Annotated in this window: 15 protein-coding genes; all 15 read left to right on the top strand. The window is 49.9% G+C overall.

The window, feature by feature from the left end:
• The first annotated feature begins 3 nt into the window (after positions 1 to 3).
• Complete coding sequence (murD, locus tag ACETK5_RS18835) at positions 4 to 1,437, top strand: UDP-N-acetylmuramoyl-L-alanine--D-glutamate ligase (RefSeq protein WP_100535957.1); 1,434 nt, start codon at positions 4 to 6, stop codon at positions 1,435 to 1,437.
• Between the two features lie 49 nt (positions 1,438 to 1,486).
• The gene (gene spoVE / locus ACETK5_RS18830) at positions 1,487 to 2,584 is read left to right on the top strand and encodes a stage V sporulation protein E (RefSeq protein WP_100535958.1); all 1,098 of its coding nucleotides are present in this window, start codon (positions 1,487 to 1,489) and stop codon (positions 2,582 to 2,584) included.
• A 5-nt stretch (positions 2,585 to 2,589) separates the two neighbouring features.
• Entirely contained in the window at positions 2,590 to 3,699 is a 1,110-nt protein-coding gene (murG, locus tag ACETK5_RS18825; protein ID WP_100535959.1) for an undecaprenyldiphospho-muramoylpentapeptide beta-N-acetylglucosaminyltransferase, read from the top strand.
• A 158-nt stretch (positions 3,700 to 3,857) separates the two neighbouring features.
• Positions 3,858 to 4,763, top strand: a complete 906-nt coding sequence (murB, locus tag ACETK5_RS18820) for a UDP-N-acetylmuramate dehydrogenase (RefSeq protein ID WP_100535960.1) — start codon at positions 3,858 to 3,860, stop codon at positions 4,761 to 4,763.
• Positions 4,764 to 4,779: 16 nt separating this feature from the next.
• Entirely contained in the window at positions 4,780 to 6,063 is a 1,284-nt protein-coding gene (gene murA, locus ACETK5_RS18815) for a UDP-N-acetylglucosamine 1-carboxyvinyltransferase (RefSeq protein WP_071222989.1), read from the top strand.
• A gap of 60 nt (positions 6,064 to 6,123) precedes the next feature.
• Positions 6,124 to 6,879 carry a cell division protein FtsQ/DivIB gene (locus ACETK5_RS18810; RefSeq protein ID WP_100539286.1) on the top strand — a complete coding sequence of 252 codons (756 nt, stop codon included), beginning with the start codon at positions 6,124 to 6,126 and terminating at the stop codon, positions 6,877 to 6,879.
• A gap of 215 nt (positions 6,880 to 7,094) precedes the next feature.
• Positions 7,095 to 8,378, top strand: coding sequence for a cell division protein FtsA (gene ftsA / locus ACETK5_RS18805; protein ID WP_100535961.1), 1,284 nt, complete (start codon positions 7,095 to 7,097; stop codon positions 8,376 to 8,378).
• Positions 8,379 to 8,435: 57 nt separating this feature from the next.
• Positions 8,436 to 9,563 carry a cell division protein FtsZ gene (ftsZ, locus tag ACETK5_RS18800; protein WP_100535962.1) on the top strand — a complete coding sequence of 376 codons (1,128 nt, stop codon included), beginning with the start codon at positions 8,436 to 8,438 and terminating at the stop codon, positions 9,561 to 9,563.
• Between the two features lie 390 nt (positions 9,564 to 9,953).
• Positions 9,954 to 10,970: a sigma-E processing peptidase SpoIIGA gene (gene spoIIGA / locus ACETK5_RS18795; protein WP_243390838.1), complete on the top strand. Its 1,017-nt coding sequence runs from the start codon at positions 9,954 to 9,956 to the stop codon at positions 10,968 to 10,970.
• Between the two features lie 172 nt (positions 10,971 to 11,142).
• Positions 11,143 to 11,865, top strand: a complete 723-nt coding sequence (gene sigE / locus ACETK5_RS18790; protein WP_071222992.1) for an RNA polymerase sporulation sigma factor SigE — start codon at positions 11,143 to 11,145, stop codon at positions 11,863 to 11,865.
• A 77-nt stretch (positions 11,866 to 11,942) separates the two neighbouring features.
• Positions 11,943 to 12,725, top strand: coding sequence for an RNA polymerase sporulation sigma factor SigG (gene sigG, locus ACETK5_RS18785; protein WP_006209087.1), 783 nt, complete (start codon positions 11,943 to 11,945; stop codon positions 12,723 to 12,725).
• Between the two features lie 199 nt (positions 12,726 to 12,924).
• Positions 12,925 to 13,224: a YlmC/YmxH family sporulation protein gene (locus ACETK5_RS18780; protein ID WP_243390607.1), complete on the top strand. Its 300-nt coding sequence runs from the start codon at positions 12,925 to 12,927 to the stop codon at positions 13,222 to 13,224.
• Positions 13,225 to 13,293: 69 nt separating this feature from the next.
• Positions 13,294 to 14,151 (top strand): peptidoglycan editing factor PgeF, encoded by an 858-nt coding sequence (gene pgeF, locus ACETK5_RS18775; RefSeq protein ID WP_100535964.1) that lies wholly within the window; start codon positions 13,294 to 13,296, stop codon positions 14,149 to 14,151.
• 8 nt (positions 14,152 to 14,159) lie between these two features.
• Positions 14,160 to 14,849 (top strand): YggS family pyridoxal phosphate-dependent enzyme, encoded by a 690-nt coding sequence (locus tag ACETK5_RS18770; RefSeq protein WP_100535965.1) that lies wholly within the window; start codon positions 14,160 to 14,162, stop codon positions 14,847 to 14,849.
• A gap of 2 nt (positions 14,850 to 14,851) precedes the next feature.
• Complete coding sequence (locus ACETK5_RS18765; protein ID WP_009589651.1) at positions 14,852 to 15,298, top strand: cell division protein SepF; 447 nt, start codon at positions 14,852 to 14,854, stop codon at positions 15,296 to 15,298.
• Positions 15,299 to 15,306 lie beyond the last annotated feature (8 nt).

Genomic DNA, 15,306 nt, shown 5'->3' with positions numbered 1-15,306 from the left:
CATATGAAGCAGCTAGATGATTATCGGGATAAGAATATCGTCGTACTGGGACTGGCCAAAAGCGGAGTACAGGTAGCTAAAGTGCTGCATCAAGCCGGTGCCTCCGTCATTGTGAACGATAGAAAGGAAAGAGAACAGTGTCCTGAAGCTTCGGAGCTCGAGGCTTTGGGTATTTCTGTTATTTGCGGTGGACATCCCGATGATCTTATTCATCCCGGTGTGACGCTTCTTGTCAAAAATCCCGGGATTCCGTATTCCGTCCCGCCTGTCCAAAAGGCGCTTGAGCTTAAGATTCCTGTCGTGACCGAAGTTGAAATCGCCTATCACCTGTGTGAAGCTCCGATGATCGGCATTACGGGCTCGAATGGCAAAACAACGACGACAACCTGGGTAGGCAAAATGCTGGAAAGCGCAGGTCTTTCCCCGATTGTAGCCGGTAATATCGGCACGCCTCTATCCGAGGCTGCAGCAGAAGCAACGGAAAACAACTGGATGGTTGTTGAGCTGAGCAGCTTTCAGTTAAAAGGAACAGAGAAGTTCAGGCCGCGCATTGCCTGCCTTCTCAACATTGCGGAAACGCATCTTGATTACCATGGCGGTATGGATGATTATGTTGCATCCAAAGCCAAGCTGTTCGCTAACCAGACTGCGGATGATACCGCTGTGCTCAATTGGGATGATCCCGTGTGCAGAAACCTTGTTCCGTATATCAAGGCGCGCATCGTGCCTTTTTCGATGAGTGAGAGCCTTCGTGAAGGGGTTCACGTAATGCCGCCATATGTTGCCGGTGCTCAGGACTCGATTGAAGACGATCAGGGACGTACCCTGATTTATACAGATGGCGAAGGGTTTACGCATGAGATCATCCGTGTGGAGAACATCGGACTGCCCGGAAGATTTAATGTAGGGAATGCATTGGCGGCCTGTGCGATTGCGATAGCGGCCGGCGTTGCTCCCGATAAGCTGGAAGATGCTTTGTCCAGCTTCCGCGGCGTTGAACACCGCTTGGAATACGTTGCCGAACTTCAGGGCGTATCCTATTACAACAACTCGAAGGCAACGAACTCCAAGGCGACGCACATGGCATTGACTTCGTTCAAGGAGCCTATCGTATTAATCGCAGGTGGGCTTGATCGTGGGTCGGATTACGAGGAATTGATTCCTTCCTTGCAAGGAAGGGTGAAAGCCATTGTGCTTCTTGGCGAAACGAAGGAGAAAATCGCGAATGCTGCTGCCAAAGCCGGATTAAAGGACATCATCCTCGTCGATAATGGAGAGGACGCCGCCGCGACTTTGACCTCGGCTGTCCAGAAGGCTGCCGGGCTGGCAGAGAGCGGGGATATTGTTCTACTATCACCCGCATGTGCGAGCTGGGACATGTTTCCTTCCTATGAGGTACGAGGACGCATTTTTAAAGAGGCGGTGCATAACCTTTAAGTAGGGGGGTGGATAAGCCCCTACTAAGGATGTACGAGGTGGCCTTTCCATGAACAAGAACCGCCAGGCGCCCGATCTGTGGCTGCTTATCTGTATTTTGGCCCTGCTGGCCATCGGAATCGTCATGGTATACAGTGCAGGATCCGTCCTCGCTTTTCATGACTACGGCGATAAGTTTTATTTTGTGAAGCGTCAGCTGTTTTTTGCCTGTCTGGGGCTTGCTGCCATGTATTTCACATCGAGGATCGACTATCGGGTTTGGAAGAAATACAGCAAGATTGTACTGCTGGTCTGCTTTTTTATGCTGATTATCGTACTTATTCCAGGGGTCGGCGTTGTTCGCGGCGGAGCCAGAAGCTGGCTCGGCATCAGCTCGTTCGGCATTCAGCCCTCCGAGTTTATGAAGCTGGGCATGATTCTGTTTCTATCGCGCTGGCTTAGTAAGCAAGATTATGATATTACGTCTTTTACCAGGGGGCTTTTGCCGCCGCTTGGTTTAATCGGACTGGCCTTCGGATTGATTATGCTGCAGCCTGATTTGGGTACGGGTGCCGTTATGCTCGGAGCTGCGATGATGATCGTATTTACCGCAGGGGCACAGATGAAGCATCTGGGCTTTCTCGCATTAGGCGGGGTAGCCGGTTTCATTGGCTTGATTCTGGCAGCCCCTTACCGGCTGAAGCGGATAACCGGATTTCTCGATCCATGGTCCGATCCGCTTGGCGCAGGCTATCAGATCATCCAATCCCTCTATGCCATAGGGCCGGGCGGACTTGGCGGACTCGGACTTGGCATGAGCCGTCAGAAGTACGCTTATGTACCTGAACCGCAGACTGATTTTATTTTTTCGATCTTGGCCGAAGAGCTTGGGTTCATTGGCGGTTTGATTGTCCTGCTCTTGTTCGCTGCCTTGGTGTGGCGGGGCATGAGGGTGGCCATGACCGTATCCGATGGTTTTGGAAGTTTGCTGGCTGTTGGTATCGTAGGCATGGTCGCCATCCAGGTCGTTATCAATATCGGTGTCGTTATCGGTTTAATGCCGGTGACAGGGATTACGCTGCCGCTCATCAGTTACGGAGGCAGCTCACTGACGCTGATGCTGACGGCGCTGGGCATTCTATTAAATATTTCCCGTTATGCGAGGTGAAGGGTATGCGTGTCGTATTGACCGGCGGCGGAACGGGGGGGCATATTTACCCCGCCGTTGCCATTGCAAGACAATGTGAAAAGGAAGATCCGAAAACGGAGTTTTTATATATCGGAGGCCAGCGGGGTCTCGAAAGCAAGCTGGTACCCCAAGAGAAGCTGCCGTTTGAGAGCATCGATATCACGGGGTTCCGGCGCAAGCTGTCGCTGGATAACGTGAAGACCATTATGCGTTTTTTCAAAGGCGTGAAGCGATCGAAGGCCCTCCTGAAGGAGTTTAAACCCGATGTTGTGATCGGTACCGGAGGTTATGTGTGCGGTCCGGTGGTTTATGCAGCGGCCAAGCTCGGAATACCGACCATGATTCATGAGCAGAATGCGATCCCGGGCCTCACCAACCAGTTCCTCAGTCGATATGCGGATACGGTTGCCGTCAGCTTTGAGGGATCAGAGTCTTCTTTTCCTAAAGCCAAAAGAACGGTATATACAGGAAATCCACGTGCGACAACGGTATTATCCGCCAATCGTGAACGTGGATTTGCTACGCTCGGCATTCCGATGGACAGCCAGGTCGTACTGATCGTCGGCGGAAGCCGGGGGGCCAAGGCGATCAATAACGCGATGATCGGGATGGCGCCGTTCATACAGAAGCTGCCGGGCGTACATTTTGTGTTTGTTACAGGCGATACTTATTTTGAGAACACGCGGGAATCTATCCTGTCGCAGCTCGGTACCATGCCGAATCAACTTCATATCGTGCCATACGTTCATAATATGCCGGAAGTGCTTGCGGCTACTTCGCTGATTGTAAACCGTGCAGGAGCTTCATTCCTGGCGGAGATTACATCGCTTGGCATTCCATCCGTACTTATACCTTCACCTAACGTCACCAATAACCATCAGGAGGCGAATGCGAGGCAATTGGAGGAAGCGGGCGCATCCAGCATGATTCTTGAAAAGGATTTGACGGCTGAATCGCTGTTCGGAAAGCTTGAGGAGATCATGACCAGTCGCTCTACAAGAGAGGCGATGTCCGCGGCTTCGAAAAAGCTCGGCAAACCGGATTCGGCTACCGTCATTGTTCAAGAAATCCGCCGGTTAACCGGCAAACGCTAAAACGGCTGGGCGATTGTCACACACCTATGGAGCCTGACATAAGATACTCTATAATCGTGACACACCCATGAGGCCGGCATTACTGACAGCGGCCATCTCTTCATCAAGTTGAAGGAATGGCCTTTTGGTTTTGAAAGTCAAGGGGAGGTTTATTTAAAATGCAGCAGTGGAAATCGCTACTATCAGAGGCCAATATCGGAACAGTGTTATGGAATGAACCGCTGGCAAAATACACGACGTGGAAAATAGGCGGACCAGCCGATTGCCTAATTATTCCTGAGAACAAGGAACAGCTCAGGGAACTGGTCACTCTTCTCCATGCCCATCACATACCTTGGACACAATTGGGCCGCGGTTCTAACATGTTGGTTGCCGATAAAGGCATTCGGGGAGCGGTCATCAAGCTGGGCCAGGGATTTGAAGAGCTTCATTTTGACGGAGAGACGGTTACTGCAGGCGGCAGTCTGTCTTTTGTCAAGCTCAGTGTTCTGGCCGGAAAAGAAGGATTATCCGGTCTTGAATTTGCCGGAGGCATTCCTGGATCGGTCGGAGGGGCCGTCTACATGAATGCAGGTGCCCATGGGTCTGATGTGTCACGCATATTCAAGTCCGCTGACATTGTACTGGAAACAGGGGAATTGGTTACGTATGCTGCGAAAGATATGGCGTTTGATTACCGACACTCCATTCTGCATGAACGAAAAGGGATTGTGACTGAAGCGGTATTTGGGCTCCGTCAAGGAGACCGCAAAGAAATTTCAGCTGTTATGGCCTCCTACAAGGACCGTCGCCGGCGTACACAGCCGCTCCAATCCGCAACGGCAGGCAGTGTGTTTCGCAACCCGCCCGGCGATCATGCCGCGAGGTTGATCGAGGCTGCCGGTCTTAAGGGCCTACGGATCGGGGGCGCAGAAGTTTCTTTACAGCATGCCAATTTCATTGAGAACACCGGTCAAGCGACAGCAGAGGACGTGCTCGCTTTGATGGAACGCATCAAGGAAACCATCTCGGAAAAGAACGGAATTCATATGGTGCCTGAGGTGTACGTTCTGGGCGAGCGGTAAACTCGGAGGTGATACATTGGACAAATTGGTGATTGAGGGTGGAAGGCCCCTATCAGGAACCATTCGTATCCATGGCGCAAAAAATGCAGCTTTACCTATTCTAGCAGCAAGTCTTCTGGCAGAAGGGACTGTAAGGTTAAGCAATGTCCCGCACCTGCTGGATATTGAAGTGATGCTCAGCATTCTCAGCCGTCTTGGCTCCAAATGCAAGCATGAGCTGGAGACGGTTACCGTGGATACCTCGTCTGCCAATTCGTTTCATGTCCCGGAAGATTTAATGAAGCAGATGCGATCCTCCATCTTTTTGATGGGACCTCTGCTGGCCCGTTTTGGTGAAGTGACGATCTATCAGCCTGGAGGCTGCGCGATCGGAGAACGCAAGATCGACCTCCATCTTCAGGGGCTGCAGGCGCTTGGTGCGGAAATCGAGGAGAGTAACGATAAGATCCATTGCAGGGCAAGCCGGCTGGTCGGGACTGATATTCATCTGGATTTTGCCAGCGTAGGGGCAACGGAGAACATCATGATGGCAGCAGCAACGGCGCTTGGCACAACGGTGCTCACCAATGCCGCCAGAGAGCCTGAAATTCAGGACCTTCAGCATTTCCTGAACAAGATGGGAGCGAACATTATCGGCGCAGGAACGGATACCATCACGATCCATGGGGTGGAGCGTCTGGAGCCTTGCGAGTACGAGATCATACCGGACCGGATCGTAGCTGGCACCGTCATGATAGCAGCGGCAGTTACCCGCGGTAGTGTAACGCTTACGAAGACCAATCCATCTCATTTAACTTCCCTTATACATGTGCTAAAGCGCGCCGGTGTTCAAACCAGTATATGCAATGATATAATAAACATAAGCTGTATGAGCCGTCCTAAAGCGGTAGAACGTATTGTGACTTCACCGTATCCTTCGTTCCCGACGGATTTGCAATCCCAGGTCATGGTCCTGCTGTCCTTGGCGGACGGATTTAGCGTGATGAAAGAGACGGTATTCGAAGGACGGTTCAAGCATGTGGAGGAGCTCTCCCGTATGGGAGCGGACATTTCCACGGATCTGAACTATGCGTTCATACGCGGCGTTCAGAGAATTTATGGAGCTACTGTGGAGGCAACCGATCTTCGGGCTGGAGCGGCGCTCGTCATTGCCGGTTTGGCCGCGCAGGGAACGACCGTGGTGGAGCAAGTTCACCATATTGATCGCGGTTATGATCGTATTGAAAACATGTTCCAAGGTTTAGGCGCACGGATCTATCGTCAATCCCCGGTGCCAAAACCGCTTGATTTAGCCAATTGAGGTCCTGGGCTTCCCCTCCGAAAAAGGAGGGGATCACAGGTCTTTATGGAGAGAGTGGATATGTCCAAGACACATATGCCTGTCCTTAAGCAGGACAAGCCCAAACCGAAAACAGCCAAAAAAATCATATGGATACTTTTGCTGCTGTTCGTAGCCCTGCTGACGATTCTGTTTTTCCGGTCGTCTGTCAGCCAAGTTACCGAGATTCATTTTACAGGCAATACGTTTAATACAAATGAGCAGCTTATCAAGCAAAGCGGACTCCATATCGGAGACCAGTACTTTGGCGTTGAACCGAAAGATGTGCAGGAACGCCTGATGAAGCTGGGAACGATTAAGTCGGCTGAAGTGGTCAAGAGCTTTCCGGGCGAAGTCAGCATCGTAGTGACGGAGCATCCTACGGTGGCCTACGAGTTGTCCGAAAGCGGGGAACTTCAAGCCATACTGGCCAGCGGCACCTCGGTTCCCGTTACAGCGAGCGGCATCGCCGTTGAGAAGCCGATTTTGACCAATTGGGACCCGGACGATCCGAACAAGGCCGAGCTTAGCGAAGTGCTTGCCGAGATTTCGGGCAGCCTGACCTCCGATATCTCGGAAATCATGCCGTCGCCGACGTTATCTTTTCCGGATCGGATCAAGATGTATACACGTTCCAAGTTCGAAGTCATTACTTCGGTTGCCTTGCTCCGTGACAAAGTAGAGTACCTGAATCAGGTTACCGAAATGGAGCGGCCGGGTGTCATTACGATGCTGGAAGCGGACTCTTACGTGCCGTTTGTAGAAGAAGTTGAAGAAGGCACGGAAGAAGGGCAATAACCCCCTACTCAGGGGTTGGAATAAATGGTACAATTGAAAGTATTGACAACTTGTTTCGGCACTTCTTTTTTGAATGACTTTTACGGCCTGTTATAGCAAATGTTGGCAGTAAAAAAAATGTTGAAAAAAGAGGGAAAGACCTACGAGTGTTGAATAAGTAGAAATGTATTCTTTATTATCAAAATTAATTTGCTAAAAACAGGAGGTGCCAGGGCTTGAGCAACAATGACATCATTGTTAGTTTGGACATCGGTACATCCAAAGTTCGTGCTATTATTGGGGAAGTTAATAATGGAACCTTTAATATTATTGGAGTTGGATCTGCCGACTCGGAGGGAATTCGCAAAGGTGCAATTGTAGATATCGACCAGACCGTACAATCCATTCGCAGCGCTGTTGATCATGCGGAGCGTATGGTCGGTATTCAAATATCCGAAGTATATGTCGGCATTTCTGGAAATCATATCGGACTTCAATCCAGCCATGGAGTTGTGGCAGTATCGAACGAGGATCGCGAAATTGGTGAAGAGGACATCGACCGCGTGCTGAAAGCAGCGGAAGTCGTGGCGCTTCCTCCGGATCGTGAAATTATCGATGTGGTTGCTAAACAGTTTGTAGTTGACGGTTTGGAAGGAATCTCTGATCCGCGAGGAATGATCGGCGTAAGGCTAGAAGTTGAAGCGACGATTATTACTGGCGCCAAAACGGCAATACATAACCTGTTACGTTGTGTGGAGAAATCAGGTCTAAAAGTGAAGGATCTGGTGCTGATTCCGCTTGGAGCCGGGCAGCTAGCCTTGTCCAAGGATGAGAAAACGATGGGTTCGGTGCTGGTTGACGTCGGGGCGGGCTCAACCACCTTGGCCGTGTTCGAGGGAGGCAGTATTGCCGCAACTTCGACGCTGCCGGTTGGTGGAGATTTCGTCACGAATGATATTGCATATGGCCTGCGAACGCTGACGGATCAAGCAGAGAAGGTTAAACTGAAGTACGGATGCGCACTGATCGAGAGTGCCGCACAAGAAGTAACGTTTAAGGTAACTAGAATTGGAAGCAATGTGGACAAGGAGTTCACGCAAGAAGATTTGGCAGCTATCATAGAACCTCGCGTTCAGGAAATTTTCCAATTGGTGCGCCAAGAAATCAAGCGCTTGGGTTACAGTGAGCTTCCTGGTGGTTATATACTTACTGGGGGCACTATGTCCATGCCTGGTGTGCTGCAGGTGGCACAAAATGAGCTGGCGACTTCCGTACGGATTGCGGTTCCCGATTTCATCGGTGTTCGTGATCCGGGATACTGCAGCGGAGTCGGCATCCTCCATAATGCAATCCGGAACGTACGTGTACGCAATACAGGAGGAAGCAACAACAACAGCGGAAATAGCAAGAAACCGGTGAACCGTGCTAAGCAGCAAAATCCTGTCGCAGCAACTCAGGAGACCAGCCAGAAGCCGGGATTTATTGAACGCCTGAAAAAGATGTTCAGCGAGTTTATATAGCGGATTCATTCGACTGTGGACGTGCCATCCACGCACATTGAGGGGGAGATGGATTAGATGTTGGAATTTGATTTTGAAATGGAGAGCTTAGCTCAAATAAAAGTAATCGGAGTAGGTGGCGGCGGAAGCAACGCGGTTAACCGAATGATTGAAAATGGTGTGCAAGGTGTTGAATTTATTACGGTCAATACGGATGCTCAGGCACTCCACCTTGCTAAATCCGAACATAAACTGCAAATCGGGGACAAGCTGACTCGCGGTCTTGGTGCCGGCGCCAATCCTGACGTAGGCAAGAAGGCGGCGGAAGAATCCCGCGATTTGATCATGAACACCCTGAAGGGTGCCGATATGGTATTCGTTACGGCCGGTATGGGCGGCGGAACCGGAACGGGTGCTGCTCCTGTCATTGCTGAAATCGCCAAGGAATGCGGCGCACTGACCGTAGGCGTGGTGACTCGACCGTTTACGTTTGAAGGACGCAAGCGCTCTTCTCAGGCTGAGCTTGGCATTGAAGCTCTGAAAGAGAAGGTCGACACGCTGATTGTCATCCCGAATGATCGACTTCTCGAAATTGTCGACAAGAAAACACCCATGCTGGAAGCCTTCCGTGAAGCGGATAATGTTCTTCGCCAGGCAGTCCAAGGCATCTCTGATCTAATTGCTGTACCGGGTCTGATCAACCTTGACTTTGCCGACGTGAAAACGATCATGACAGAACGCGGCTCGGCCCTGATGGGTATCGGATTGGCTACTGGTGAGAACCGTGCCTCCGAGGCTGCCCGCAAGGCGATCATGAGCCCGCTCCTTGAAACCTCTATCGAAGGTGCGCGCGGTGTGATCATGAATATTACGGGAGGAACCAATCTCTCCTTGTATGAAGTGAATGAAGCGGCCGAGATCGTAACTTCAGCTTCCGATCCGGAAGTGAACATGATCTTCGGTGCGATTATTGAGGAAAACATGAAGGATGAAATCAAGGTAACGGTGATCGCTACCGGCTTTGAAGGCAAGCCTTCTCCAATCCCTCCTGGACGTCGTCCTGTGCCTCAAGGGGAACAGCAGCAGCAACAGCAGCCGGCAACGGACAAGAGTAATGTGAATCTGAAGCCATTTGGCAATCAGAACAGCAATGATCAGCTTGATATTCCTACTTTCCTTCGCAATCGTTCCCGCAATAATGATTAAAATCAGTAAGCCTGTGCTTCGTCATCATGATGAAGACAGGCTTATTTTTGTAACCCAACCTCGCCATCTTCCTTTCACTTCATTGTCAGGACCATACGGCTGATGCTGTCACACTTTCACGAATAAGAGCCCCATGCGAAATTACAGTGGACTTTAAAGATTTTCCCCAAGCATTCCTTCCTAGAAAAGAGATCGCTGATAACGCCAAGAGGTCTGCTCTTGGTTCTCGGCTCTAAAAACTGCCCTTCATCGACAAAAAAAGTCTGTAATCCGCCCACAGGTTTAGACAGACTTTGAATTCTATTCTTCTTATACTAGTAACATCTCCCATTGCCCAGAAAACAACAGAAGGATAACCGAAGTGATTCTTCGACTAGGCAGGTGAATAACCTGGTTGTTTATATTGATCTCATATTTTTGGCAAACCTCGTCATTGACGGCATTTTGCTGGCTTTGACCGCCTGGATGCGCAGGGTCAAGCCAAGGTGGTGGAGACTTGTATTATCCTCTGTGGTAGGCGCGTTGTATGTCGTCATGATGTTTGTCCCGCAACTCTCATTTTTGTTTACCTTTCTCATCAAATTTGGACTTTCGTTGATCATGTTGTGGATCGCTTTCGGCTTTGCAAGCTTACAGAGTTATCTGCGGAATTTGGGAGCATTTTATATGGTGAATTTTGCCGCGGCCGGAGGCATTATCGGTGTTCATTACTTGCTCCAAAATTCGGGAGAATTGTTCAGCGGGATATGGTATACGACATCGGGAGGGCTATCGTTTGAATTGAAGGTGGGATTCTGGTTTGCGTGCATTACCTTTTTTGTAGTTGTATTCGCGTTTAAAGCCGTTCAGACCACGAAACGCAAAACCGAGAACCGGGAGGCCTTATTGGGAGAGGTGTCCGTATGGATCGGCAGCGCCAAAATATCCTGTGTGGGGCTGCTCGATACTGGTAACCAATTGAGTGATCCCTTAACGCGCACGCCGGTTATGGTGATGGAAGCAGCACTGTGGGAAGCCCACCTGCCCCAGGGATGGAGCAAACAGTTGATGGAGGGGGAACCGGACAAATTAATTATGGGGCTGGCGGCAGAGGAATTTGAATGGCAGGACCGTCTGCGGCTTGTTCCGTACCGCGGTGTCAACCGGGGGGCTGCTTTCATGCTTGCGTTGAAGCCCGACAGGGTACGGATCGAACTGGGAGGATTTGAATATTCGGCATCCAAGGTGTTGATTGGTCTTGATGGCGGGACGCTCTCGGGTGACAGGGCATACAGGGCCATCATCCATCCAGCGTTGACGGAAGGAGAAGGTACGCCGAAGATAAATGCACATTCCGCCGATATGGACGCACCGTCGCACAATGGGGGAATCGGTTCGGAACCAGGTGAAGCCAAGAATGCAGGATGATACGATGAAGCCATTTTCATAGTGTTCGCGTGTTGCCATCCTTACGGCCGAACGTTAAGGATAAGTCTTTGAAAACCTTTATGTCATTTCCGGAACATGCCGGACTAGAAGAATTAAAATTACGCTTACGAAGTCAGTTATCCCTACGGGAAAACGTTTAGGAGGATAAGAGATGCCCGTTAAATGGAGATTAGCATTGCAGCTGCAGTATTATCGCGTACTTTTTTTGCTAGGCCTAAAGAGTCAGGAAATCTACTATATCGGAGGAAGCGAGGCACTCCCGCCGCCGCTTACGAAAGAGGAAGAGGAGTTCTTGCTCAAGAAGCTGCCTACCGGCGATGCGGCCACCCGTGCCATGCTTATCGAACGTAACCTGCGTCTGGTTGTTTACATTGCCCGCAAATTCGAGAACACCGGCATTAACATCGAGGATTTGGTATCGATTGGTGCCATCGGTTTGATTAAGGCGGTGAATACCTTTGATCCGGAGAAAAAAATCAAGCTGGCTACATATGCCTCGCGCTGTATTGAAAACGAAATTTTGATGTATTTGCGCCGGAATAACAAAACCCGCAGCGAGGTTTCTTTTGACGAACCGCTGAATATCGATTGGGACGGCAATGAATTGCTCTTGTCCGATGTATTGGGCACTGAAAATGATACCATCTACCGTAACATCGAGGAGCAGGTCGACCGGAAGCTGCTGCAAAAAGCACTTGATAAATTAAGCGACCGGGAACGCATGATTATGGAGCTTCGTTTTGGTCTTCAGGACGGCGAGGAAAAGACGCAAAAAGACGTGGCAGACCTGCTTGGAATCTCACAATCCTACATTTCCCGATTGGAGAAGAGAATTATTAAACGGCTCCGCAAAGAATTCAACAAGATGGTGTAACTGGAAATCGTAAGGAATAAAATAGCCCCCCTCGGAGATAATGTACAGTAATGTTTCTCCTTGGGAGGTTAGTCATCATGACGCGAAACAAAGTTGAAATTTGTGGTGTGGATACGTCAAAACTGCCTGTTCTGACGAATGTGGAAATGAGGGAACTGTTTCATAATCTGCAGCAGAATAATGAACGATCGGCTCGAGAAAAACTGGTGAATGGCAACCTGAGACTGGTGCTCAGCGTCATCCAAAGGTTTAACAATCGGGGAGAGTTTGTTGATGATCTGTTTCAGGTAGGCTGCATCGGATTGATGAAAGCCATCGACAATTTTGATTTATCGCAAAATGTTAAATTTTCCACTTATGCCGTACCGATGATTATCGGAGAAATACGTCGATACTTAAGGGACAATAACCCGATTCGCGTCTCCCGGTCACTGCGTGATATTGCTTACAAGGCACTTCAGGTCAGGGATCAGCTGACAAATGCGAACTCGCGTGAACCGACGATTTTTGAAATTTCCGAAGCGCTGAACGTGCCCAAGGAAGACGTTGTTTTTGCACTTGATGCTATTCAAGATCCCGTTTCGCTGTTTGAGCCGATTTATCATGACGGTGGCGATCCGATTTATGTGATGGATCAAATCAGTGATGATAAGAACAAGGATGTGTCCTGGATTGAGGAAATTGCTCTCCGGGAAGCGATGCACAAGCTCGGACAACGCGAGAAAATGATTTTATCCATGCGGTTTTATGAAGGCAAGACCCAGATGGAAGTTGCGGATGAAATCGGCATCTCCCAAGCTCAAGTGTCCCGCCTGGAGAAGTCAGCGATCAAGCAGATGCAGAAGCACGTCAAAACTTAAGAAGACCAGCAATCAATCGAACAGATAACGATCCCGTTTATGGGATCGTTTTTTTAATTTTAAATAAGCTATTTTACCCAAGCGGCTCATATATTGAACAGAGGGATATGGATGAACGAAAATGGATGGACGGCTAACCTTCAAATACATCTAAGGTGTGATGCGCATGATACCTGATAATCAAATGGTGGGGAAAAAGATGAAAATTTCCGATTTTCAAACGAAGGATGTTATTAATATCATTGATGGCAAGCGGCTCGGACAGATCAGCGATCTGGAGCTGGACTTGAGGCAGGGCCGGATTGAAGCGATTGTGGTGCCAAGCTACGGTAAATTTATGGGGCTGTTCGGCGGAGGGAGTGACCTGATCATTCCGTGGCGGAATATCGTCAAGATTGGCTCGGATGTCGTCCTTGTCAAAATGGAGGAATTGCGAAGAACGCCCGATGATCCGGAATCGGTGGAATACCTTGAACGGCCGGACCGGCGATCCTTCTAAACAGACAGATCGGTTAATGTGTCTCCGGCGCAGGTTTTCTGTTACACTGGTCATAGAGGTGGGATGCTCATGGAACCGTTTGTTAGGCAAGATCAGCAGACACCGAGTCTGTTTGTGCTCGAAAAATGGAGTGGGGGATCGGGAAGCGCCGCACTCACGGCCGGTTTTACAGGCCGGCATGGCGGCGTTAGCCGTGCCCCCTATGACAGTTTGAATTTAGCTTTTCATGTCGGCGACGAGCCGGGTGACATTGTAGAGAACCGGAAAAGGACCGCTGCCGCGCTTGGCTTTTCTCTGGAAGACTGGACTTGCGGTGAACAGGTCCATGATGTTCAGATTGGCGTGGTTCAGGATAAGGACAGGGGCAGAGGGAGCTTGGACCGAGCCTCGGCTTTCCAAGATACGGATGGACTTGTAACTAATGTTCCCGGCGTTTTATTGACGTCTTTCTATGCCGACTGCGTGCCGCTTTATTTTTGGGATCCGGTTACGGGTGCTGTTGGTTTGGCTCACGCTGGCTGGAAGGGGACCGTGGGAAGCATCGCCAAGAAAATGGTGGACAGGATGGCTGTGGAATACGGAAGTCTGCCTCAGCACATCCACGCAGCGATTGGTCCATCCATAGGCGAGTGCTGCTACGAGGTGGATGATCGGGTAATGGATCGTGTCCGCGATATGGGGATAATGGAGTTTATATCCGAGGAAGTTACAAATTCAGCTGTTTATATCGACAAGGGACAAGGGAAATACATGCTGAACTTGAAAGAAATAAACAGACACATTATGATTAAAGCAGGAATATTGGCGGAACATATCGAATGTACATCATGGTGTACAAGCTGCAATCATGATCTGTTCTTCTCTTATCGTAAAGATGGAGGGACTACGGGTCGTATGGCAAGTTGGATCGGGATGAGAAAGAGGTGAGTCGTCCCTTGAGTTTGAAGGAACGTATCGATCAAGTAGAACAGCGAATAACGGAGGCTTGCGCAAGAAGCGGCAGGGACCGGAGTGATGTAAATATAATTGCGGTCACGAAATATGTCTCCTTGGATATGACAGCTTCGGTACTGGATCAGGGACTGCAGCATATCGGCGAGAATCGCTGGCAGGATGCCCAAGCGAAGTGGAACGCTCTTGGAAACCGCGGCACGTGGCATTTCATCGGCCATCTTCAGACCAATAAGGTTCGGGATGTCATTGATAAATTTCAATATATTCATTCGCTCGACCGCTTATCCTTAGCCCATGAGCTGGAGAAGAGAGCTGCTGCGCTCAATTTGCAGGTATCCGCCTTTATGCAGGTCAATATTTCGGGTGAGGAATCCAAGTATGGCTTGCCTCCTGAGAAAGCAGCCGAGTTTTTGAAGGAAATCAACAGTCTTTCACACGTAAAGGTGACCGGACTCATGACCATGGCTCCATACGAATCATCGGCGGAGCAGACGCGTCCTGTATTTCGTGGTTTAAGACAACTAAGAGATGAGCTGAACGAGCAGGCGCTTACGGCGGAGCCATTGACCGAATTGTCCATGGGCATGTCCAATGACTTTGAAGTAGCCATAGAGGAAGGGGCGACCTGGGTGCGTCTCGGCTCGATTTTAGTAGGGAAAGAGGAGGATTGACGATGGGCGTGATGAACCGGTTTATGAATTTCTTGGGACTGCAAGAGGAAGAAGAAGTTGTGGAACGCGAGGTTCTGGCCTCGCAGGAAGAGCCGGTGGAGGCAACGCCGTTTGATCATCGGAAGAACCAAAAGAGCGGTAATATCGTTAGCATTCATTCACAGAAGAACGTTAAGGTGGTATTAGTGGAGCCTCGTTCATATGATGAAGCACAGGAGATTGCAGATCATCTGCGGTCCTTCCGAACCGTTGTAGTCAACCTGCAGCGTGTGAGGAATGATCAGGCGTTGCGCATTATCGATTTTCTTAGCGGAACCGTTTATGCGCTTAGCGGCGGAATCTCGAAGGTGGGCGGTAACATCTTCCTATGCACGCCGGATACCGTGGAGATCCAGGGTTCGATCTCGGAGATTCTAGCAGATGAGCATGAATATAACAGAATGAGGTGATTTAGGCT

The sequence above is a fragment of the Paenibacillus ilasis genome, assembly GCF_043195395.1.
In the GTDB taxonomy this organism is placed as follows: domain Bacteria; phylum Bacillota; class Bacilli; order Paenibacillales; family Paenibacillaceae; genus Paenibacillus_AQ; species Paenibacillus_AQ lautus.
The sequence above is the reverse complement of the archived record's forward strand: the minus strand, read 5'-3'. Positions and strand labels throughout refer to the sequence as shown.